Raw genomic sequence first — 23,574 nt, 5'->3', positions numbered from 1 at the left:
TCGATGCGCTTCCCGTTCCTGTCGCTGTCCCTGGCCGTGTCCATCGCGCTGGCCGGCTGTTCAAATGACTCCACGCCGTCGGCATCCCCCACCGCGCCGGCCGCCACTGCCAAGGCTCCCGTGAAAGCAGACGCCCGCAACCACGACGAAAGCTCCTACGCCCAGCCGCAGCTGGTGGTCATCAAGGACCTGGCGCTGGACCTGAAGCTGGATTTCGATGCCAAGCAGATTGGCGGCACTGCCACCTACACGCTGGCGTGGAAGGACAAGGCCGCCAAGCAACTGGTGCTGGATACGCGCGAGCTGAGCATCGCGCAGGTACAGGCAGACGATGGCAAGGGCGGCCTGTCGCCGCTGCAGTTCGCCCTGGCGCCGGCCGACAAGACCTTCGGCAGCAAGCTCACCATCGAAGCGCCGAATCAACCGGCCAAGGTCGTGATCACCTATCACACCGCGCCGACGGCCTCGGGCCTGCAGTGGCTGGAGCCGTCGATGACCGAAGGCAAGCAACTGCCTTTCATGTTCAGTCAGTCGCAGGCGATTCACGCGCGTAGCTGGGTGCCGCTGCAAGACACCCCGAGCGTGCGCTTCACCTACAGCGCACATGTCACCTCGCGCCCGGACGTGATGGTGCTGATGAGCGCCGACAACGACCCCAAGGCGGCACGAGACGGCGATTACAGCTTCACGATGCCCGAGCCGATTCCGTCCTACCTGCTGGCGATCGCCGCCGGCGATGTGGTGTTCAAGCCGATTTCCGCGCGCTCGGGCGTGTGGGCCGAGCCGGCCATGGCCGACAAGGCCGCCAAGGAGTTCGAAGACACCGAGAAGATGATCGGTGCGGCCGAAAAACTTTACGGCCCGTATCGCTGGGGCCGTTACGACATGCTGGTGCTGCCGCCGTCGTTCCCGTTCGGTGGCATGGAAAATCCGCGCCTGACCTTCGCCACGCCCACCGTGATCGTCGGCGACAAGTCGCTGGTGTCGCTGGTGGCGCACGAACTGGCGCATAGCTGGTCGGGCAACCTGGTGACCAATGCGAGCTGGAAGGACATCTGGCTCAACGAAGGGTTCACCACCTACGTGCAGGGCCGCATCACCGAGGCGCTGTACGGTACCGAGATGGCCGAGATGGAACGCGAAATCGACCAGGGCGATCTGCTGGCCGAAGTCAAAGACATGCCGGCGGCCGACCAGGTGCTGGAGTTGCCGCCACTGGCCCAGCGCGACCCCGACGAGGCCTTGAGCCAGGTCGCCTACGTCAAGGGTGCGTGGTTCCTGCAGTTCCTGGAGCAGCGCTTCGGCCGCGAGGTATTCGACCCGTTCCTGCGCGGCTGGTTCGACGATCACGCCTTCCAGAGCGCCACCACCGACCAGTTCGTCGATTACCTGAAGAAGAACCTGCTGGACAAGCATCCCAACACGGTGAGCGCGGCCGACGTGGATGCGTGGCTGAAGCAGCCTGGCATTCCGGCGTTTGCGGCCAAGGCGCGCTCGCGCAGCTTCTCGATCGTGGACACCGCGCGCATCGCCTGGAGCGGCAGCGGCGCCTTGCCGAACAAGCAGGTCACCAGCGAGTGGGGCACTCAGGAATGGGTGCACTTCCTCAGCGGCATGGGCGCCACGCTCAAGCCCGAGCAGCTCAAGCAGCTGGACGAGGCGTATCACTTCACCGGCACGCCGAATGGCGAGATCGCGATGCGCTGGTATCCGCTGGCGATCCGCAGCGGTTACACCGACGCGCGCGCTGCCGCGGGCGAGTTCATCGAACGCGTCGGCCGCCGCAAGCTGGTGCTGCCGATCTACGCCGAATTGTTGAAGACTCCGGACGGCATCGCGTTCGCTGAACAGGCCTTCGAAAAGGCCAAGCCCAGCTATCACCCGATCACCACCGCATCGGTGGCCGAGATGATCGCCAAGGCGAAAGCGGCACCGCCGGCGCAGCCGTAATGGCAGCGGAGGGCGTTGCAGCGCCCTCCCGCCGCTTCCATCGCCGCATCGTGCCTGCAACCACCATCGTAGGAGCGCACCCGGGCGCGACAGGGCTTTCCCGGTGAAACCCCGTCGCGCCCAGGTGCGCTCCTACGGTGTACGGCGGTTGATCACGGGTCATGCTGGCAGGCTGGTATCGTTGCCGCTGCTTTTCATGCATTTCGGAGTCGACGATGAAGTACCTGCTGAGCGCGGCCTTGTGCGTCGCCACCTTGAGTGCCTGCACCGACCGCGAGGCGCAACGTCAGGCGCAGGCCACCGCGCAGGCGCAGGCCAAGGAAACCCAGGCCGAGGCGCTCGCCAAGCAGTACGACGAGGCGGTCAAGACACAGAACTGGGACATGGCGCGTGCGCATGGCGCGGCCTTGATCGAAGGCTACGCCGGCACTGCGGCCGCCACGCGCATCGAGCCAGACTATGCCGATATCAAGGCCAAGGGCGAGCAGGCGCGCGAGCTGCGCCGCATGCAGGCGCTGTGGCAATACTCGCAGGTGCCGGCCAAGGGCGGTACGCAGCGCTCGGCGATGATCGATGCCAAGCAGCGTGTGGATGTGGATGGCAGCGGACCCAAGCCGGTCAGCCTGGTGTTTCGCGATCATCCGCAGTGGAAGCGCCACAGCTACCTCGTGCTCAAGGCCGGCGATTTCAACTGCTACGGTGGCTGCAAGGTGCAGGTGGCGGCCGATGGCGGCGCACCGCCCGGATACCGACGAAGCCATTGCCATGTTCATCGACGATGACAAAGCGTTGTGGAAGCTCGTACGCAACGCCAAGCGCATCGGCATTATCTTCCCGGTCAAGGCCGGCGGTACGCGCACCGCAGAGTTCGAGGTCGGCGGCCTGGACACCACGCAGATGCCCGGGTGGAAGTAGGCGAGCTCGCGATGAGCGCTGGCGTACACCGATCGTGTGTGCGGGCTGGTGCAGCACTGCCACGCTTGATCGACAGTACAGTACCCCGGTGTGATGGCGGTGCAGCGCATCGGCATTCAGCGCTCGGGATGGTCAGCAGATCTGGCGCGCATTCGTTCGGATGAAGGGGCGCGCGCGTTGGCGTGTCCGCGCAGGGACATGTCGAGCGAGCGCCACCCGCACCTGCTTGGCAATGAGCGCAAACGCCTGGTCGACCGCCTTGGGCGAGGTCGCCGATTGCGCACTGCTGCAGGTTGGCCGCACCGCCGCCTGTCGCACCGAATCGATCACTTTGATGTCTTTGCAAAGGATGGACAGCATGACACGCGCCGGCCTCTCTCCCACGTTGTCCGACTACCGCCATTGGGTCTTCGACATGGACGGCACGCTGACCGAAGCTGCGCACGATTTCGCCTTGATCCGCCGCGCGCTGGACGTTCCGCCAGCGGCGGACATCCTGCATCACCTGGCAGCGCTACCGGCCGACGAAGCGGCGGCCAAGCATGCCTGGTTGCTCGAACACGAGCGTGCGCTCGCCCAAGGCGCACGCGCCGCGCCGGGCGCAGTGGCGCTGGTGCGCGCGCTGCATGCCGCCGGTTGCCGGCTTGGCATGCTCACCCGCAACGCGCGCGAGCTGGCAAAGATCACGTTGCAGGCGATCGGTCTGGACGATGCATTCGTCTGGGACGAAATCGTTGGCCGCGACGAGGCTGCCCCGAAACCTGCGCCCGACGGGCTGCAGTATTTCGCGCGGCGCTGGTCGGTGCAGGGCAGCGCGCTGGTCATGGTCGGCGATCACCACAATGACCTGGCCTGCGGCCGCGCCGTCGGTGCGTGCACTGTCTTGGTCAATACACCCGGCGACCCCTGGCCCGGTTTTGCGGACTGGCGCCTGCACGATTGCACGCAGTTGCTCGCGCAATGGGAGAGCTAGGGTGGCGCGTTGTGCCTGTGCAACGAGGTAACGTGCACCCGAGCGGGCATGGGAACTGTTGACTAGCCGCCGACGCGATGACGCGTCGCGAACGGCGCACCTGTCTATTGGCCGCATCCGTCTCCATATTCGCCTTTCTGACGCCTTCTCCCAGCGGGCAGACGACCGGCATGCCTGGCGATATCGCGCAGTGCTGCTTGCCATAGCGCATTGCACTGCATCAGCGGCGCAGCGATCTGAGTCCAGGACACGCTCGGCGTTGCTGAGACGTCACTGGACCGTCTGCACCACCTGTGTCACAGCACGTGCGGCGCAAACTGTGCCAAAACCGTGACAGCGCGAGATGCTCGGCGCGCCGTCATCACCCTCGACCCTCGCTGACGCGATGTGGTGCGGCGCACCAGTGTGCTGGCATGCCGTTTGCTCAGGTCTCTCCCGACGTTTCCTACGTCCGCATCGCCACGGCGGTGACAGCGCCTGCGCTGCGGGATGTTTCAACCGACTGGTTGTTCAAACGAGAGGGGTAGACGCACATGCACCAATCTTCCTGTCGCAGCGTACGCAGCGCTGCGCTGCTCATGCTTGCGCTGAGCGCCGTTCTGTCTGGCTGCAAGAAAGACACACCCACCGAAACTGCAGCACCGGCAACAGCCGCTGCACCCGCCGCCGCGGCGGTGGTCGACACCGATAGCGAGTTCACCGCCAATGCCAGCAATGCGGACAACTGGGGCGGCGTGGGGCGCGACTTCGCACTCACCCGGCATAGCCCGCTGGCCGAGATCAATCGCGACAACGTCAAGAACCTGAAGATGTCGTGGGAGATGAAAACCGACGCCACGCGCGGCCACGAAGGCCAGCCGCTGGTGATCGGCAGCATCATGTATATGGTCAGTGCGTATCCGAACAACGTGTTCGCCATCGATCTTGCGGCGCAGGACGACGGCGGCAAGGTGTTGTGGAAATACACCCCGCAACAGGACGAACGGTCGGTGGCGGTGGCGTGCTGCGATACGGTCAATCGCGGCGCCTCGTATGCCGACGGCAAGCTGGTCTTCGGCAGCCTCAGCGGCGATGTGATCGCGCTCGACGCCAAGACCGGCAAGGAAGTGTGGAAGCAAAAACTCGCGCACCCGGACAAGGGCGAAACCATCACCATGGCGCCGATCATCGCCGACGGCAAAGTGGTTGCCGGCATCAGCGGCAACGAGTTCGGCGTGCTCGGTCGCGTGGCCGCCTACAACCTTGCCGATGGTAAGCAGGCATGGTCCTGCGATGCGGCCGGTACCGACAAGGCGATCTGCCTGGGCCCGGATTTCAACAAGGCCAATCCGCAGCATGGCCAGCTCGGCGACCTGGGCGTCAAGACCTTTCCCAACGACGAATGGAAGCGCGGTGGCGGCGCTGCCTGGGGGTGGTATAGCTACGATCCGAAATTGAAGCTGGTGTACTACGGCACCGGCAATCCCGGCCTGTGGAGCCCGTCGTACCGTTGCGGCAAGACCTCGCAGGAGGAATGCAACAACGGCGAGCATGACAACAAGTGGTCGATGACCTTGTTCGCCCGCAAGATCGATACCGGCGAGGCGGTGTGGGGCTACCAGAAGACCCCGTTCGACCAGTGGGATTACGACGGCATCAACGAGCCGATCCTGGTCGACCTGAGCATCGATGGCAAGCAGGTTCCTTCGGTGGTGCAGTTCGATCGCAACGGCTTTGCCTACGTACTCGATCGGCGCGATGGCACGCTGCTGCGCGCGCACAAGTTCGTGCCGGCCAACTGGGCCGAACGCATCGACATGAAGACCGGTCGCCCGGTGAAGGTGGCCGCGCATTCGCCGCTGGAACGCGGCAAGAAGGTGCAGGCCTTCCCCTCGGCGATGGGCGGCAAGGACCAGCAGCCGTGCTCGGTGGATCCGGCCAATGCGGCGGTGTTCTTCTGCGGCACCAATAACTGGCACATGGAACTGGAACCGCAGGAGCGCGGCAACACCATGATGGGTCTGCCATACGTGTTCGCCAACGTGATGATGAAGCCGAATGAGCCGGGCGCGCTGGGCATCGTCAAGGCGTTCGATGTGGTGGAAGGCAAGTCCAAGTGGGAGATCAAGGAGAAGTACCCGGTGTGGAGCGGCACCCTGGTCACCGACGGCGGGCTGGTGTTCTACGGCACGCTGGATGGGTGGTTCCGCGCGGTGGACAAGGACACCGGCAAGAAGCTGTGGGAGACCAAGTTGCCGTCCGGCATCATCGGTAACCCCATCGCCTACAAGGCCAACGGCCATCAGTACGTGGCGGTGTTCTCCGGTATCGGCGGGTGGATCGGCTTGCCGGTCACTGCGGGCCTGGATCCGTCCGATCCGTATGGCGCACTGGGTGCGGCGGGGCTGGCGTTCGGTGCGGGCTTCGACAAGATCCCGCTCGGCGGCATGGTCCACAGCTTCCGTATCGATGGCGCCGGCAAGACCGTGACCGCCACTGCCACTGCCACTGCCACTGCCACTGCCACTGCCACCGCCACCGCCACCGCCACCGCCACCGCCACCGCCACCGCCACCGCAGGCGGCGGTACCGCCAATGCAGCAGCGAAGACGGCACGATGACATCCATGCAAGGCGTTGGAAGCGCACGACGGCAATCCGCTGCCGGCGTGCGCGGCATCACCCGGCACCTGCATCGGGTGATGGTGCTGTGCAGCTTCGGACTCGTCGCCGCAGGCTGCACACGCGAGCCGTCCTCACCGACGGCTCGCGCTTCTCATTCCGATGCGGCGTCCGCTGCGGCGCCTGCATCCACCGCTACGCCGGCAACCACGCCTGCAGCGGCATCCGCGCCGCCACCTACGCCAGATCCGCACGTCCTGCGCGTGTGCGCAGACCCGGGCAACATGCCGTTGTCCAACAAGGCCGGCGAAGGCTTCCAGAACAAGATTGCGCAAGTGGTTGCCGATGCCATGGGCCGGCGCCTGGAATACGAGTGGCGCACTTATTACCAGCGCGGCCTGGCGCGTAGCACCATCAATGCGGGCCGCTGCGATGTGCTGATGGACCTCAACAGCGATTTCGAGCAGGGGCTGACCACACGCCCGGTCTATCGTTCGGCGTATGTGCTGGTCACACGTCAAGGCTTGTCGTTGAGGCCTGGCTCGCTGGACGACCCGGCGTTGAAAAAGCTGCGCCTGGGCGTGTTCCAGAGCTCGCCTGCGCGTCAGGCGCTGTACGAGCACGGCATCAGCGGTGAGGTGCAGTACCTGTTCTACGACTCGGCCACCGCACCGGAAGAACACCCCGGCAAGCTCGTCGAACGGGTCGCCGCCAACACGCTGGATGCGGCCGAATCCTGGGGTCCGGTCGCCGGATATTACGCGCAGCGCAGCGGCCTGGGTCTGGTGCCCTTGAACACCATCGACGATGCGGTGCTGGAGTATTCGATGGCCTGGGCGGTATCGCGCAGGAATGCCGACCTGCGTGACGCGTTGAACACGGCGTTGCAGCAGAGCGCGGCAAACATCGCCCAGATCCTGCGCAGTTATCACGTGCCGCTGGTGCGCTGTAGCGAATGCGTGGTGGCCGGCGAGCTGGCATCGCATGGTCCATATGTCACGCCCACACCGGCATCCACTGCGCCCAGCCCGGCGGCCTCATCGCAGGAACTGGCGCAGCTGCAATTGCGCATCGCCGACGGTGCCGACCCCAATCAGGAACTGGCGCATGCGCTGGATGCCGGCGATGCCGTGCGTGCGGCATGGCTGCTGCGGCATGGTGCCGACGCCAATCACCCCAACTTGCTGGGCGAGCCGCCGCTGCACCAGGCCATCCGCAATCAGGCGCCGGATCTGGTCGGCCTGCTGCTGGATGCCGGCGCACGCCTGGATGCCCGCGATGCCAGCGGCTGGACCGCGCTGATGAAAGCTGCGTGGGCCAATGATGCGGACAGCCTCAGCAGGCTGCTGGCCAAGCGCGCGCCGGTGGATGCCGTGTCCAGCGATGGCTGGAGCGCACTGGATCTTGCGGTGTCGTATGCCGATGTCGCGGTGGTGCAGGCGCTGCTGGACAAGGGCGCGAATGTGCGGCGCGCCAATCCCACCGGATTCACCCCGGTGATGTTTGCCGTGGCGCGCGACGACCCGGCCATTTTCGATGCCGTGCTCGCACGCGGCGCCGAGGTCGGTCACGCCAATCAGGCTGGTGTCACCGCGCTGATGCTGGCCGCAGCGGCCGGGCGCGAAGCGGTCGCCAACCGCCTGCTGGCCGCAGGTGCCGACCCGTCTGCGCGCAACCGCGACGGCAAGACCGCCGCGGATCTGGCGCAGGCACGTGGCGACACCGCACTGGCCACGCTACTCACCCAGGCCAGGCGCCCGGCGCGCAAATGACTGCGTCACCCGCCGCGTGCACGGGGTGCGCGGTGTTCCCTCCGATCAGAAAGGTTCGTTCATGCGCACGTCCACCAAGAGTTGCTTCGATCGTCCTGTCCGCGCACCGCTGTGCGCGTTGATGTTCAGCGTCGTGCTGGCGGCATGCGGCAAGGACGCACCGCCGCCCCCGCCACCGGCGGCCGCCAGCGCACCGGCGCCAGCGCCAGCGCCAGTCGCCGGCAGCGCAGCGCCTGCGGCCGCAACTGCAGCTGCACCCGCAGCAATGCCCAACCCCGCAGCGGGGCCAGCCCCGGATCCGGCAACGCCGGCCGCGCCACCCGCCACGATCGTGCCGATTCCCAAGGGACCGGAGGTCAAGGTCACGCCCGAGCTGGTCGCCGAAGGCAAGAAGATCTATTTTTCGGCCGGCTGCAATGCCTGTCACGGCGGTACCGGTGGCGGTGGCATGTGCCCGCCGTTGACCAACGACATCTGGGTGTATGGCAGCGACGACGACACCTTGCGCACGCTGATCAGCGAAGGCACCGCGGCCATGATCACCCACGGCAAGACCCGTATCGGGCACGAAAAGGTGGTTGGGCAGATGCCCCCGTTCGCACCGGTACTCAAGCCCGGCGATACCGAAAAGTTGCTCGCTTTCATCCACTCGATCAACAAGACCGCGGGCAAGGCGCAATGAGGTCAGCGTCTGCTTGCTGGTCGCGCATGTGTGCAGCAGGGATGCTGGGTGCGTTGCTGCTGGCGGGCTGCCAGCGCGATGCCGTCACACCGGCCTCCACCACCGCACCTGCGGCGGGCGGCAACGCAACACCGGCGCTGGCAACGCCGCCAGTGCTTGCGTATGTGCCCAATCAACGCAGTGGCACCGTGTCGGTGATCGATACGCACACCGACACGGTGGTGCGCACGCTCAGCGCGCAGGGCCAGCTCGGCAAGCGCCTGCAGCAGCTATTGCCCGGCCCGCACGGGCATCTGTACCTGATCGACGCCGAGCACCACAGATTGGTCGAACTGGATAGCGAAAAAGACGCGGTCTTGCGCAGCGTTGATATCGGCGAGAACGCCGAAGGCATCGCGTTGTCGCCGGACGGCAAGCAGTTCGCGGTATGCGTGGAAGGCCAGAATCAGGTGATGCTGATCGACGTGGCGCAATTTACCGTGCAGCAGGTGATCGCCACGCGCGGGCAGGCGCCGGAGCATTGCGCCTACACCCCGGATGGCAAGTGGTTGCTCACCAGCAATGAAGGCTCCAACGACATGGACATGATCGAGCTGGCCACCCATCGATCGCGCGGTGTGGTGGCCACCAGCGGGCATCCGCGCGGCATGGCGTTCGCACCCGACGGGCGCAGCGTGTACATCGCGCAGGAAACCGCCAACGTGGTGGACGTGATCGACCTGCAGACGCGTCAGCGTCGCGCCAGTCTGCCCGCCGGGGTGCGTACCGCCGGCGTCGCGCTGTCGGCCGATGGCACGCGGCTGTATGCGTCCAACGGCGGCGCCGGCACGGTCAGCGTGATCGATCTTAATACCGCGCGCGCTGGCCGAGATTCCGGTTGGGCAGCGCCCGTGGAATCCGGCGCTGACGCCGACCGGCGACAAGCTCTACGTCGCCAATGGGCGCTCCAACACCGTGAGCGTGATCGACACCGCCAGCTTGCGCGAACTCAACCAGATCCCCGTCGGCGAGCTGCCGTGGGGCGTGATCATCGCGCGCTGAGCGGCCGGCAGGCCGACGCGCGTCAGGGAGGCCGGATGAAGACACGCGCTGCGGTGGCCTGGGGTCCGCACCAGCCGTTGACCATCGAAGAAGTCGACCTGCAGCCGCCGCGTCCCGGCGAGGTGCTGGTGCGCCTGGTGGCCACCGGCATTTGCCATGGCGATGCGCATGCGTTGGCGCACGGCCATGCCGGCAGCTTTCCGGCGATCCTGGGGCAGGAGGGCGCTGGCATTGTCGAAGATGTCGGGATCGGCGTCACCAGCGTGCGGCCTGGCGATCACGTGATTCCGCTGTACATGCCCGAATGCGGCGTGTGCAAGTTCTGCCGTTCCGGCCGTACCAATTTGTGCCAGGCGATTCGCAGCAGCCAGGAACGTGGCCTGATGCCTGACGGCAGCAGCCGGTTTTCGTTGCACGGGCGGCCGATCCTGCATCACATGGGCACCAGCACGTTTTCCGAATACACCGTATTGCCGGAGATTGCAGTCGCACGCATCCATCCGGATGCGCCGCTGGAGCAGGCCTGCCTGCTCGGCTGCACGGTCACCACCGGCGTCGGTGCGGTGCTCAACAGCACGCATGTGCGGCCGGGCGATTGCGTGGCGGTGTTCGGGCTGGGCGGCATCGGATTGTCGGTGATACAGGGCGCGCTGCTGGCGCAGGCCGGCCGCATCATCGCCGTGGATATCGACCCTGCGAAATTCGCACTGGCACGCGCGCTGGGCGCCACCGATTGCCTGGATCCGCACGACTACGGTGCGCCGATCCAGCAGGTGATCGTGGACCTGACCGATGGCGGCGCCGACCACAGTTTCGAATGCGTCGGCGATGTCGGCGCGATGCGGGCGGCGCTGGAGTGTTGCCACAAGGGCTGGGGCGAGAGCGTCATCCTGGGCATGGCCGACGACGCGCAGGAAATCAGCACGCGCCCGTTCCAATTGGTCACCGGGCGGGTGTGGCGCGGCAGCGCCTTCGGCGGCGTCAAAGGCCGCAGCGAGCTACCCGGTTACGTCGAACGCTATCTGCACGGCGATATCCAGCTGGCGCCGTTGATCACGCGCACGCTGGCGCTGGATGACATCAACCAGGCGTTGACTGACCTGCGTGCGGCGCGCGGCATCAAATCCATCGTGGCGTATTGAAGGAGATGCACATGGCAGCAGGCAGATGCAGGACAGCGACGCTGCATCGCAAGGGATTGGCAGGCGCATGCGCCATGGTCTTGCTTGCACGCAGCGCATTGGCCGTTGCAGCGGAAGCGCCGCAAGTCACCTGGTTGGACCGTATCGAGGTCACCGCCACGCCGATCCCCGGCACCACCATCGATGCGGCGCAATTGCCGTACATGGTGCAGTCGGCAAGCAATGCCGAGTTGTCGCGAGGGCGCAGCAACAACCTGAGCGATCTGCTGCAGCGGCGCTTCGTCGGCGTGGACGGCAACGACGTGCAGGGCAGTGCGTTCCAGAACGATCTCACCTTCCATGGCTTTCGCGCCTCTGCCTTGCCGGGCGCTTCGCAAGGGGTGTCGGTGTATCTGGATGGCGTACGGTTCAACGAACCGTTCGCCGATATCGTCAGCTGGGACATGCTGCCCGAAGCGGCGATCACTGCGGTGACGTTGATGCCTGGTTCCAACCCGTTGTTCGGGCCGAACACGCTGGGCGGCGCGGTGGTGCTGTCTACCGCGTCCGGGCTGACCGCGCCGGGATTACAGGGCGAAGTGAGCATCGGCAGCGGCGCGCGCAAGCGGCTGGATGCCGGTTACGGCGTCGCGAGCGCCGACGGCTGGCATGGCTTTGTTGCGCTCACCGGCTTCGATGAAAACGGCTGGCGCGATGCCTCCGAGGGCCGGCTCGGCACCGTGTTCGGCAAGGTCGGTAAGCAAGGCGAGCGGACCGACTGGAGCCTGTCGCTGCTGCACGGGCGCAGCCGCCTGATCGGCAATGGCCTGCTGCCGGACACGCGATATACCGACGAGGGGCCGGAGCCCGGCTTGTATCGCGCCGATCGGCGTTCGGTGTACACCTCGCCCGATCTCACCCGCAATCGCAACACGTTATTGACCGTGCAGCTGGACCATCGTTTCGATGAGGACACCGCGTTGCACGCTCTCGCTTATTCGCGCGTAGGGCGCCGCGACACCGTCAATGGCGATATCGGCGAAGACTACGAAGCGTTCGTCGAAGAATGCGCGTCCGGGTACGCCGCCGATGGCAGCGCGCTGGATGCCGACTGCGATGTCGCCCGCACCGATGCCGACACGTTGCCCACCGGCGCGCTCAACACCACCCAGATGCGTCAGCAAGCACAAGGTATTGCGCTCAACCTGAGCACGCAGCGAAGCGCGCATGCGCTCACGGCCGGGGTCACCTTCGATCGCGGCCATGTGCGTTACCGGCAGTTCGCCCGCGACGGGTGGGTGCAATCCGACCGCTCGGTCGTTGCCGATCCCGACGCCGAACGCGGCTTCTTCTCCGGTGTACGCGGCAGCACCGAGACGCTGGGCGTGTTCCTCGCCGACACCTGGGCGCTGAGCAATGCGACCCATCTCACCGCTGCAGTGCGCTGGAATCGGGTGGTGGTGGACAACATCCTGTCCACGGCCGACGACGGCGATCGCCCGCGCGAGCGCTTCGTCTATGCCAAGGCCAATCCGTCGTTGGGCCTGACCCATCGGCTCGATTCGGGGCTGACGCTGTACGGCTCGGTCGCGCAGAACAGCCGCGCACCGACCGCCATCGAATTGGGCTGCGCCGATCCCACCCAGCCGTGCCGGCTGCCGACCGGCCTGCAGGCCGATCCGCGGCTGGAGCAGATCATCTCGCGCACCTACGAACTGGGCGCGCGCTGGACGCCGTCGACCGACCGCACCGCCACGCTGTCGGTGTACCGCGCCGACAACCGCGATGACATTCTGTTTCTACGCGCACCCGATACGCAGCTGGGTTACTTCGACAATGTCGGCCGCACGCGCTATCAAGGTGTGGATCTGGCATTGCGCCTGCGCAGCGGCGACTGGCAGTGGTGGGCCGGCTACAGTTTTCTGGATGCAACGTACCGCAGCGACGGCGAACTGCTCTCCGGCGAGCGTGTGATCGCGCTACGGCCGGGATTGCGCATCGCTGCGTTGCCGCGTCACAACCTCAAACTCGGTGTGGAATGGCAGCGCGATGCGCTGACCGTGGGTGCTGGCGTGCGCGCAGTCTCCGGGCGTGTGGCGAGCGGAAACGAAGACGGCCAGGTCGACAATGCCGAAGCCGGCGAACCGGCGCCTGAGCGCCTCGACATCGGCAGCGCCGGCTATGCCCTGGTCGACCTGCAGGCGCGCTGGACCATCAATGCGCGGGTGTCGCTGTTCGCCCGGATCGACAACGTCTTCGACCGCCACTACGCCACCTATGCCGCTGTGGCCGAAGACGTGTTTCCCGACGGCGAACTCGCACGTCCGCAGGATCGGCCAGTGGAAACCGGCCCGGCACGCTTTCTCGCACCGGGAGTGCCCCGGCAGTACCTGATCGGCGTGCGCTGGGCGCTTTGAAGCGGGAAATCGGGAATGGGGAATCGGGAATCGGGAATCGGGAATGGGGAATGGGGAATGGGGAATCGTAGAGCGTCAGCGCACTGCTTTTATCCATTCCCGATTCCCGATTCCCGATTCACCCGGTCTCCAGCCCGTGCTTGCGCAGCTTGCGGTACAGCGTGTTGCGACTGATACCCAGGGCATCGGCGGTGCGGCTGACATTCCAGCGGTGGCGTTCGAGTTGTTGCTGCAGCACCAGCCGCTCGGCCTGGTCCAATGCCACGCGGCCAGGCATGTCGTCGGCCGCGACCGCACGCCCATCGACCAGGCAGGGTGCGCTGCCCGCGTCGACGATCTCCTGCGGCAGATTCGGCAAGCGAATCACCTCGTCACTGCACAGCACGGCCGCCGTGCGCAGCACATTGCGCAATTGGCGCAAGTTGCCCGGCCAGGCGTAGCTGAGCAGCTTGTGCAGCGCCTCTTCGCTGATGCGCACGCTGCGCTCGCTGTTTTCCTCGCGCAGCAGGGTGCGGATCAGCTCGGCCTTGTCGCTGCGTTCGCGCAGCGGCGGCAGGTGCAGCACCACGCCGTTGAGGCGGTAGTACAGGTCCTCGCGGAATTCGCCGGCGGCCACCATCTGCGCCAGGTCGCGGTGGCTGGCGCTGATCACGTGCAGTTCCAGCGGCATTGCGCGGTCGCTGCCCAGCGGGGTCACGCTCTGTTCTTCCAGCACGCGCAGCAGCCGCGTCTGCAGCGGCAGCGGCATGTCGCCGATCTCGTCCAGGAATAAGGTGCCGCCGCTGGCCTGCAGCAGCTTGCCGTGGCGGCCTTCGCGCGCGGCATCGGTGAACGCGCCGCGCGCGTAGCCGAACAGTTCGCTCTCGATCAGCGCCTCGGGGATCGCCGCACAGTTCACCGCCACGAACGGCCGCGCCGCCCATGGCGAGCCGCGGTGCACCGCCTTGGCGAACTCCTCCTTGCCGGTGCCGGTGGCGCCACACAGTAGGATCGACACGCGATGCGCGGCCAGCTTCAGCGCGTTGTCCAGGTTGTGGCGCATGCGCGGATCGGAGCCGACGTGTTCGCGTGCGTAAGCCGCCTCGCCATCGTCGGCGGTGGTGGCCTGCGCGCCGCCAGCAACCACGTTGCGGCGCGGCGGCTGCGCCAGGGCGAAGAAGCGGCGTCCGTGGCAGGCGCAGCGGATCGACCACAGCGTGCTGGCATCGTTGCGCGCACGCTGTTCCACGGTGTCGAAGTCAAGCTGCATCACCTGCGAGATGTCGCGCCCGACCAGCTGGCTGCGGTCGCCCTTGCCGAGCTGTTCCAGAGCCGCTTCGTTGACGGCCAGCACGCAGCCGTCGGCGCCGATCGCCATCAGCGCCTCGTGCAACAGGCCGGCGAACTCCGGGCGGCTGTGGAAGCGCAGGATCCACGCGTGCCGGTACTGCGCCAGGAAGTACGAACGCGCGATCTGTGCCGCCGACATGCGCACCAGCGCGCTGGTGTGGCGTTGGACCAGCCTGGTGTCGCGCGCATCCGGTGTGGACGCATCCAGCACCGCCAGCAATTGCCCGTGCGGGTCGAGGATTGGCGCACCGCTGCACGACAGCGGCAGGTGCCGGGCCAGGTAATGCTCGCCGCGGTGCACGCCGAGCGCGCTGCGCTCTACCGCGCAGGTGCCGATCCCATTGGTGCCCTGGTAGCGCTCGGCCCAGCTGGCGCCGCAGAACAACCCGGTCTGGCGGAATTCGCGCAGCAATGCCGGGTCGTGCACGCTGTGCAGCAAGGTCGCCTCGGCGTCGGCGAACACCACGGCGTAGCCGCCGCCGGCGATCTGCTCGTAGAGGTTCTCCATCTCCACCTTGGCGATGCGCAGCACTTCCTCGAGCCGCTGCTGGCGCTCGCGCAGCCCGCTGCCGTCGTGGACCATCGGCGAAGGGGACGCATCCGGACTCAGTCCGTATTCGTCCAGGCAGCGCTGCCACGAGCGCGCCAGCGCCGGCGGTAGCGGTTCGATCTGGCGGAAGCGGCGCATCCGCGCCAGCAACGCGGATTCCGCCTCGGCAGCGGACGAGGGCCCAGCCGTGGCCTGCAGGAGGTTGGCGACAGTCACTTCCGACACGTGGCGCTTCCTCGGTCCCTACCCGGGGCCAGAGCGGCAGTGACGCATAAACCGGGGCGAGGCTCAAACCGCGGTGCAGCAAACGCCGGGGATGCGGTTTCGGGATTGGCGATTGGCAGAAGCGGCTCGGCTGGGGGCGGCTGCTTGTTCGCCTGGGCCAAAACGAAAAAACCGCGCCATCGCGCGGTTTCTCGTGGCCTTGAGGCGCCAGGACCCAGCCTTTACGACTCCCGAATCCCGAATCTCCACTCCCGGCTACAACGCATAGCCGAACTGCTGCTTGAACTGGTCGTTGAATTCGGCGAAGTCGAAGCGCTGGTTCTGGGTGCCGGGGTGTTCCACTTTCAGCGCGCCCATCAGGTTGCCCATGCGGCCGATCGTCAACCAGTCGTAGCCACCCTGGATGCCGTAGATCAGGCCAGCGCGGAACGCGTCGCCGCAGCCGGTCGGGTCGACCACGCGCCGCTCGTGCGCCGGCGGGATGTCGTAGGTTTTTTCCGGGGTATGCACCAGCGCGCCCTTCGGGCCCTGCGTGGTGATGTAGGCCTGCACGCGCGAGACGATGTCTTTTTCGTCCCAGCCGGTGCGTTCCTGCAACAGGTTCGACTCGTAGTCGTTGACCACCACGTACTGTGCCTGCTCGATGAACTGGCGCAGCTCCGGGCCGTTGAACAGCGGCATCGCCTGGCCAGGGTCGAAGATGAAAGGAATGCCAGCCGCAGCGAACTCTTCCGCGTTCTGGATCATGCCTTCGCGCCCGTCCGGGCCGACCAGGCCCAGGGTCACGCCCGGCACATCCTTCACGTGGTTTTCGTAGCTGCGCATCATCGCGCCCGGATGGAAGGCGGTGATCTGGTTGTTGTCGTGGTCGGTGGTGATGAAGGCCTGCGGGGTAAACAGGTCGTCGATGATCTTCACCCGCGACAGGTCGATCCCCAGCGTCTCGAAGTGTTCGCGGTACGGGCCGAAATCCTGGCCCACGGTGCCCATCGGGATCGGCGCGCCACCGAGCAGATGCAGGTTGTAGGCGATGTTGCCGGCGCAGCCGCCGAACTCGCGGCGCATGCGCGGGACCAGGAACGACACATTCAGGATGTGCACCTTGTCCGGCAGGATGTGGTTCTTGAACTGGTCCGGAAACACCATGATGGTGTCGTAGGCGAGGGAACCACAGATCAGTGCGGACATCGAGTCGGGCCTTTGCGTTGGGAAAACCCGCCAATTGCCGGGCATGGCAGCGGGACGGCGCGTGCGCCGCGGCGCAAAGGGTAACGGCTGCGGCCGATCAGAGCCAGAACCGCATGCCATGGCCGGCGTGACCGCCACATGAAAACGGGGGCGAAATCGCCGATTTTTCCTTGCTCACCCCGGGGGGGGATTGCTAGGCTAGCCGACTTCGTTTTCTGCCCAAAATTTCGCCAGTCTGGCGGCGGGCACGCGACTTACCCAGGAACGACTCCCTCGATGTTCAAGAAACTCCGCGGCATGTTCTCCAACGACCTGTCCATCGATTTGGGCACGGCCAATACGCTGATCTACGTGCGCGGACAGGGCATCGTGCTGAACGAGCCGTCGGTGGTTGCGGTGCGTCAGGATCGCGCGATCGGCGGCACGCGCTCGGTCGCTGCCGTCGGTGCGGAGGCCAAGCAGATGCTCGGCCGTACCCCCGGCCACATCACCACCATTCGCCCGATGAAGGACGGCGTCATCGCCGACTTCACCTACACCGAAGCGATGCTGAAGCACTTCATCAAGAAGGTGCACAAATCGCGCTTCCTGCGCCCCAGCCCGCGCGTGCTGGTGTGCGTGCCGGCAGGCTCCACGCAGGTCGAGCGCCGCGCCATCAAGGAATCTGCGGAAGAGGCCGGTGCGCGCGATGTCTATCTGATCGAAGAGCCGATGGCCGCAGCGATCGGTGCCGGCATGCCGGTGACCGAGGCGCGCGGTTCGATGGTCATCGACATCGGCGGCGGCACCACCGAAGTGGCGGTGATCTCGCTCAACGGCATCGTGTATTCGCAGTCGGTGCGTGTGGGTGGCGACCGGTTCGACGAGTCGATCACCAATTACGTGCGCCGCAACCACGGCATGCTGATCGGTGAGGCCACGGCCGAGCGCATCAAGCTGCAGATCGGTTGCGCCTACCCGCAGGACGAGGTGCAGGAGATGGAAATCTCCGGTCGCAACCTCGCCGAGGGCGTGCCGAAGATGATCAAGATCAATTCCAACGAAGTGCTCGAAGCGCTGCACGAGCCGCTGTCGGGCATCGTCTCGGCAGTGAAGCTGGCGCTGGAGCAGACCCCGCCGGAACTGTGCGCCGACGTCGCCGAGCGCGGCATCGTGCTTACCGGTGGCGGCGCGCTGCTGCGCGATCTGGACCGGCTCATCTCCGAAGAAACCGGCCTGCACGTACAGGTGGCCGACGACCCGCTCACCTGCGTGGCCCGCGGCGGCGGCCGGGCGCTGGAGCTGGTGGACATGCATGGCAACGAGTTCTTCGCGCCGGAGTGAAGCGCTCGGGAATCGGGAATCGGGAAAGAGGAATCGTGAGAGCGGTTCCTGCCTACGGCCCTGAGCGGTTGCATCGCGGTCCCGCCAATGTGAGTTTTCGCCTTACCCGTGGCGTGGGCAGCCACCTGCTCCCCGATTCCCTATTCCCGACTCCCCATTCCCGGCCCTGACAGTGCCCTCCTACGCCGGTCCTCCCGTCGCCTCCCGTCCGGGCGAAGTCACCTCCACGCTGCGCCTGCTGGTCTATCTGGTGCTGGCGATCGTGCTGATTGCGCTCGATAGCCGCGGTGGTTGGCTGAGCCAGGTGCGCATGCAGGCCAATCTGCTGATCCAGCCGATCTGGGCGGTGGCCGGGCTGCCGGGACGCATCGGTTCGCAGGTGCGCGACAACGCCGCAACGCATGCGCAGCTGGTGGAAGAGACCCGGGATCTGCGCAACCAACTGCTGGTCGCCAATGCGCGCCTGACCCGGTTGCAAACCGCGGCCCTGGATAACGCGCAACTGCGCGAACTGCTCAACGTGGCCGAGCGTCGCGGTCTGGATGTGCAACTGGCGCCGATCCTGAACATCGATCTGGATCCCACGCGCCAACGCTTGCTGCTGGACGCCGGCAGCCGCGAAGGGGTGCTGCTGGGCCAGGCGGTGATCGATGCCGGCGGCCTGATGGGGCAGGTGATCGAAGTCACCCCGCTGCATTCCACCGTGTTGCTGCTCACCGACCCCGACCACGCAGTGCCGGTCAGCGTGGCGCGCAATGGCGTGCGGCTGATCGTCTACGGGCGCGGCGACCGCCTGGAATTGCGCGACATCCCGCTCAGTGCCGGCGTGCAGGTGGGCGATGAAATCGTCACCTCGGGCCTGGGCGGCCGCTTCCCGGCCGGCTTCCCGGTCGGCAAGGTCTCCGAGTTGCATCCCGACGATACCCACGCCTTCCTGGTCGGCGAACTGACCCCGGCCGCCAAGCTCGATCGCGGCCGCGATGTGTTGCTGCTGCGTGCCGGCAAGCCGTTGCGGGTAGTGCCTGGGGCCGGGATTGGGGATTCGGGAGACGGGATTGGCAACGGCAACGGCAACGGCAACGGCAACGGCAACGGCAATGCCGCGCCTGCCGCCGTCACCGCGCCAGCGAACATGCCGGTGACCGCAGCACCGCGCACGCCGGCGGGCGCGGCATCGGGTGCTGCCAGCGCAGCCGGCACCACGCCGCGTGTCCAGTCTGCGCCGACACAGCCGGCCAGCGCACCCGCACCCGGCCGCCCGTCCAGCATGCCCTCCCGTCCGCCCGCATCGAACACATCCAGCATCCGGAATTCCGATTCCCGCCCCGCGTCACCGCAGGGCTCACGGGCGTCAGGGAACGCAGGATCGGGAACCGGCAACCGCAACGCCCCACAGCCGCAGAGCACCGCTCCTAACCAATCCCCCATCCCCCATCCCCAATCCCGTCCTTCTCCGCAGGAGACGGACCTATGACCCGCATGCGCAACACCTGGATCCTGCCAGCGAGCATCTTCATTGCGCTGGTCCTGGGCCTGCTGCCGTTGCCGATGGTGGTGCAGCCGCTGCGGCCTTACTGGCTGGCGTTGGTGCTGGCGTACTGGGTGATCGAGGAGCCGGACCGGGTCGGGCTGGGCCTGGCCTTCGTGGCCGGCGTGCTGGCCGACCTGCTGTATGGCGGGCTGCTCGGCGAACAGGCGCTGCGGCTGGTGATCATGACCTTCATCCTGCAGCGCTTCCGCGCGCGCATGCGTTTTTTCCCGGTCTCGCAGCAGGCGCTGGCCATTGGTGGGCTATTGCTCAACGACCGCATCGTGTCTTCGGCGGTGCACCTGGCCGTAGGCGAGCCGACCCTGCCCTGGAGCTACTGGTGGGCGCCGCTGCTGGGCATGGCGCTGTGGCCTCCGTTGTTCGTGGTGCTGGATGCGGTGCGGCTGGGCAAGCGGGGCAAAAAGTAAGCCATGCACGGGCGCCGTCATCCCAAGAATCCGCATGCGGAGGCCGAACAGTTCCGCCGCCGCGCGGTGCTGGGCTTTGCGATGGTGGTGATCTGCCTGGTGGGCCTGGGCGGCTGGTATTTCAAATTGCAGGTGCTCGACCACGAGGTCTACGCCACGCGCTCGGAGGCCAACCGCATCAAGCCCAAACCGGTGGTGCCCGGGCGCGGCATGATCTACGACCGCACCGGCAGGCTGCTGGCCGAAAACGTGCCGGCGTTTCGTCTGGACGTGACCCCCGACAAGGTCGCCGACATGAACGCCATGCTGGACGCGCTGGGCAAGGTGATCCCGATCGCGCCGGAGGATCTGGAGCGCTTCAACCGCGAGCGCCGCGCGCGCCGCAGCTTCCTGCCGGTGACGCTCAAGCTGCGCATGAGCGATGAAGAAATGGCACGGTTCGCGGTGGAGCGCTGGCGCTTTCCCGGCGTGGAGCTGGAGCCGTACCTGACCCGGCGTTATCCCTACGGGCCGTTGTTCGCGCACATCATCGGCTATGTGGGCCGCATCGACGAAAAAGACCTGGCGGTGCTGGGCGAGGGCAATGCTGCGCTCACCCACATGGGCAAATCCGGACTGGAGCGCTACTACGAGCAGGATCTGCGCGGGCAAGTCGGTTACGAGCAGGTCGAAACCAATGTCCAGGGCCGTGCCATCCGCACCGTCGGCCGGGTCGCGCCGCAGTCCGGTGCGGATCTGCGGCTGTCGGTAGACGCCGACCTGCAGCGCGCGATGGTGGCCGCCTTTGGCGAGCACGAAGGGGCGGCGATCGCGATGGACCCGCGCACCGGCGAGATCCTGGGCATGGTCAGCCTGCCCAGCTACGACCCCAACCTGTTCGTCAACGGCATCTCGCATACCGATTTCAAGATGCTCAACGACAACCCGTCGCGGCCGCAGTTCAACCGGCTGGTGCTCGGCGGGGTGGCGCCAGGGTCCACGCTCAAGCCGCTGATCGCGTTGGCCGGCCTGGATAGCGGCCTGCGCCGGCCGGAAGACCGGGTGCTGTCTACCGGCATGTTCTATCTTCCCGGCGTCAGCCGCGGCTGGGGCGACTCGCACCGCGGCGGCCACGGCTGGACCGACCTGCGCAAGTCGATCGCCCAATCGGTCAACACCTATTACTACCGCCTGGCGGTGGACATGGGCATCGAGCGCTTCGACCACTACATGGGCGAATACGGCTTCGGCCAGCCCACCGGGGTGGACCTGCTGGGAGAAATCGGCGGCATCCTGCCGTCGCCGGCCTACAAGTACAAGACGCGCAAGGAGCGCTGGTATCCGGGCGACACCGTCAACATCGCCATCGGCCAGGGCGACTGGAAGGTCACGCCGCTGCAACTGGTGCGCGGCGTCTCGGCGATCGCCAGTGGCCTGCTGCTGCGCCCGCACCTGGTGCTGGAAGAGCGTACCGGTTTCGATCATCCCTGGGAGCCGATGATCCAGCCGCCCGGCAAGCCGATCAGCCAGAGCCTGGCGCATCTGCAGGTGGTACGCGAGGGCATGATGGACACCATGCGGCCCGGCGGTACCGGCTATGCGATCACCCCGGGTGCGCCGTACCAGATGGCCGGCAAGACCGGCACCGCGCAGGTGGTCAGCCGCAAGGGCGTGGCGGCGGTGGACCCGCGCAGCCTGCCGTTGCACCTGCGTCACCGCGGCCTGTTCGTCGGTTTCGCGCCGGCCGACAATCCAGTCATCGCGGTGGCGGTGGCGGTGGAAGGCGGCGGTTTCGGCACCAGCTCGGCAGCGCCGATCGCACGCAAGATCTTCGATGCCTGGCTGCTGGGCAAGATGCCCGCCGGTCTGGAGCCGCTGGACAGCGAGCTCGGCATGACCGCCGTAGGTGTCAACCAGTTCGAAGCCGGCGTCACCGACGCGCGCGCAGCCGGCGACGCGGCCGCTGCCACGCTGGACGAACTGCCGGTGGTGATCGGCCACAGCGCCGTTGCGCTGGACCCCAACACCCCCGCGCAACCGGTCGTGCCGGATGTGCCGGACGCGGTGCAGGAGACCGACCATTGAGCGACATCCTGCGCTGGTTGGTGGACATGGCCGCGCGCTTTACGCGCAGCCTGGACTGGGTGCTGTGCCTGGCGCTGGGGGGGCTGATGGCCATCGGCCTGTCGGTGCTCAAGAGCGCCGGCGGCACTGCCAATGGCGAGCATCTGATGCTGGCGCAGGGCATCCGCTTCATCATCGGGGCGGCGGCGATGTGGGGTATTTCGCGCATGTCGGTGCTGCGCCTGCGCGCCTGGACGCCGTGGGTGTACGGCTTGTCGATGCTGCCGCTGCTGGCGGTCTTCGCGCTGGGCACCGGTAAGTACGGCCGGCAGTGGCTGGACCTGAAAGTGTTCTACCTGCAGCCGGCCGAGCTGCTCAAGATCAGCTTGCCGATGATGGCGGCCTGGTATCTGCACCGCATGCCGCTGCCGCCGCGCATTTCCACCGTGCTGGTGACCGGCGTGATTATCGGCGTACCCACCGCGTTGATCATGCTGCAGCCGGACTTCGGCACCGGTGTGTTGATTGCTGCCAGCGGCGTGTTCGTGCTGCTGCTGGCCGGCCTGCCGTGGTGGTGGGTGGCCGTGGGTGTGGGCGGTGTGTCTGCGGCTGCGCCGGTGGCGTGGTTCTGGCTGCTGCGGCCGTACCAGAAGGACCGCATCATGATGTTCCTCAACCCCGAGAACGACGCGCTTGGCGCGGGCTGGAACATCATCCAGTCCAAGATCGCGATTGGCTCGGGCGGGTTGAACGGCAAGGGCTGGGGCCTGGGCTCGCAATCGCACCTGAACTTCATTCCCGAACAGACCACCGACTTTGCGTTCTCGGTGCTCAGCGAAGAATTCGGCTGGATCGGCGTCGCCACCGTGCTGACCTTGTACCTGATCGTCATCGGCCGCTGCCTGTGGATCGCCTCGCAGGCGCGCGACACTTATTCGCGCCTGGTTGCCGGCGCCACCGGCCTGGCGTTCTTCGTCTACGTGCTGGTCAACGGCGGCATGATTTCCGGCCTGCTACCGGTGGTGGGCGTGCCGATGCCGCTGATGAGTTACGGCGGCACCTCGGCGGTGTCGCTACTGGCCGGCCTTGGCTTGGTCATGGCGGTGAAGTCGCATCGCCCGGTGCACGGTTACTGACGCGTGTTGATTGGCGCGGCGTGTAGCGCGCAGCGATGAATGCCACGCGTCAGCAATGACGCGCACATTTTTTCAGCGTAAGCGCAGTGGGTGCGGCGTTGCGATGAAAACGCCGCAGATTGCGCTTTAGTTTTGCGCACGCCATTGCAACGACGACACAGCGGCGCAGTGCCGCTTCGTTGGCACGGCGTCCGGTTCGCTCGCCTTCTGCGCACGCAGGCGCTGTTCCGTAGAGTCCGCCACGCCGCTATCGCAGCAACGGCCGCGTCGCGTCGCGTCGCTCCGGCAGCACGCACCATTCCTCTTTCGGGTGATCTCTTCCATGAAACTGCTAGGGAAGGTCTGAACAACGA

15 protein-coding genes and 2 pseudogenes are annotated in these 23,574 nt (G+C 66.5%); 14 read left to right on the top strand and 3 right to left on the bottom strand.

What is annotated here, in order from left to right:
* The first annotated feature begins 3 nt into the window (after positions 1-3).
* The 9 genes and pseudogenes from J7360_RS11860 to J7360_RS11820 all read left to right on the top strand — a co-directional run bounded on the left by J7360_RS11860 (position 4) and on the right by J7360_RS11820 (position 13,471).
* Entirely contained in the window at positions 4-1,950 is a 1,947-nt protein-coding gene (locus J7360_RS11860; RefSeq protein WP_040965228.1) for a M1 family metallopeptidase, read from the top strand.
* A gap of 215 nt (positions 1,951-2,165) precedes the next feature.
* Positions 2,166-2,865: pseudogene (locus J7360_RS11855) on the top strand (hypothetical protein).
* Between the two features lie 349 nt (positions 2,866-3,214).
* Positions 3,215-3,838, top strand: coding sequence for an HAD family hydrolase (locus tag J7360_RS11850; protein ID WP_057662414.1), 624 nt, complete (start codon positions 3,215-3,217; stop codon positions 3,836-3,838).
* A gap of 533 nt (positions 3,839-4,371) precedes the next feature.
* Positions 4,372-6,438, top strand: coding sequence for a methanol/ethanol family PQQ-dependent dehydrogenase (locus J7360_RS11845; protein ID WP_343237350.1), 2,067 nt, complete (start codon positions 4,372-4,374; stop codon positions 6,436-6,438).
* On the top strand, positions 6,435-8,210 hold the full coding sequence (locus J7360_RS11840) for a quinoprotein dehydrogenase-associated putative ABC transporter substrate-binding protein (RefSeq protein WP_057664031.1): 1,776 nt from the start codon (positions 6,435-6,437) through the stop codon (positions 8,208-8,210). Before J7360_RS11845 ends, J7360_RS11840 begins: the two co-directional genes overlap by 4 nt.
* Positions 8,211-8,235: 25 nt before the next feature.
* Positions 8,236-8,892 carry a c-type cytochrome gene (locus J7360_RS11835; protein ID WP_057664027.1) on the top strand — a complete coding sequence of 219 codons (657 nt, stop codon included), beginning with the start codon at positions 8,236-8,238 and terminating at the stop codon, positions 8,890-8,892.
* A pseudogene (locus J7360_RS11830) lies at positions 8,889-9,866 on the top strand (beta-propeller fold lactonase family protein); the annotation flags it as partial. The gene J7360_RS11835 and the pseudogene J7360_RS11830, both read left to right, overlap by 4 nt.
* A 102-nt stretch (positions 9,867-9,968) precedes the next feature.
* Positions 9,969-11,075 carry an S-(hydroxymethyl)glutathione dehydrogenase/class III alcohol dehydrogenase gene (locus J7360_RS11825; protein ID WP_057664037.1) on the top strand — a complete coding sequence of 369 codons (1,107 nt, stop codon included), beginning with the start codon at positions 9,969-9,971 and terminating at the stop codon, positions 11,073-11,075.
* 11 nt (positions 11,076-11,086) lie between these two features.
* Entirely contained in the window at positions 11,087-13,471 is a 2,385-nt protein-coding gene (locus J7360_RS11820) for a TonB-dependent receptor (protein ID WP_057664035.1), read from the top strand.
* Positions 13,472-13,589: 118 nt separating this feature from the next.
* On the opposite strand, the gene J7360_RS11815 is transcribed toward J7360_RS11820, so the two are convergent.
* Positions 13,590-15,575 carry a sigma-54-dependent Fis family transcriptional regulator gene (locus J7360_RS11815; RefSeq protein WP_089113128.1) on the bottom strand — a complete coding sequence of 662 codons (1,986 nt, stop codon included), beginning with the start codon at positions 15,573-15,575 and terminating at the stop codon, positions 13,590-13,592.
* Between the two features lie 255 nt (positions 15,576-15,830).
* Positions 15,831-16,763: a carbohydrate kinase family protein gene (locus tag J7360_RS11810; RefSeq protein WP_003482735.1), complete on the bottom strand. Its 933-nt coding sequence runs from the start codon at positions 16,761-16,763 to the stop codon at positions 15,831-15,833.
* A 276-nt stretch (positions 16,764-17,039) separates the two neighbouring features.
* On the opposite strand from J7360_RS11810, the gene J7360_RS11805 reads away from it, so the two are divergent.
* The 5 genes from J7360_RS11805 (at position 17,040) to rodA (ending at position 23,221) form a co-directional block, all read left to right on the top strand.
* On the top strand, positions 17,040-18,086 hold the full coding sequence (locus tag J7360_RS11805) for a rod shape-determining protein (protein ID WP_003482734.1): 1,047 nt from the start codon (positions 17,040-17,042) through the stop codon (positions 18,084-18,086).
* Positions 18,087-18,258: 172 nt separating this feature from the next.
* Positions 18,259-19,560, top strand: a complete 1,302-nt coding sequence (gene mreC / locus J7360_RS11800) for a rod shape-determining protein MreC (protein WP_209028984.1) — start codon at positions 18,259-18,261, stop codon at positions 19,558-19,560.
* Positions 19,557-20,042, top strand: a complete 486-nt coding sequence (gene mreD, locus J7360_RS11795) for a rod shape-determining protein MreD (RefSeq protein ID WP_005911183.1) — start codon at positions 19,557-19,559, stop codon at positions 20,040-20,042. Before mreC ends, mreD begins: the two co-directional genes overlap by 4 nt.
* A gap of 3 nt (positions 20,043-20,045) precedes the next feature.
* Positions 20,046-22,106 (top strand): penicillin-binding protein 2, encoded by a 2,061-nt coding sequence (gene mrdA, locus J7360_RS11790; RefSeq protein WP_057664020.1) that lies wholly within the window; start codon positions 20,046-20,048, stop codon positions 22,104-22,106.
* On the top strand, positions 22,103-23,221 hold the full coding sequence (gene rodA, locus J7360_RS11785; protein WP_017155401.1) for a rod shape-determining protein RodA: 1,119 nt from the start codon (positions 22,103-22,105) through the stop codon (positions 23,219-23,221). The genes mrdA and rodA overlap by 4 nt, the downstream gene beginning before the upstream one ends.
* Before the next feature lie 126 nt (positions 23,222-23,347).
* Here the strand turns inward: rodA and J7360_RS11780 are convergent.
* A partial coding sequence (locus tag J7360_RS11780; protein WP_209033904.1) for a hypothetical protein occupies positions 23,348-23,574 on the bottom strand: 227 nt, incomplete at its 5' end.

Origin of the sequence: Xanthomonas sp. D-99, from assembly GCF_017746145.1 — a bacterium.
GTDB classification, from domain to species: Bacteria; Pseudomonadota; Gammaproteobacteria; order Xanthomonadales; family Xanthomonadaceae; genus Xanthomonas; species Xanthomonas cissicola.
Note: the sequence above shows the minus strand (reverse complement) of the source record. Positions and strands in the feature narration are given on the sequence as shown.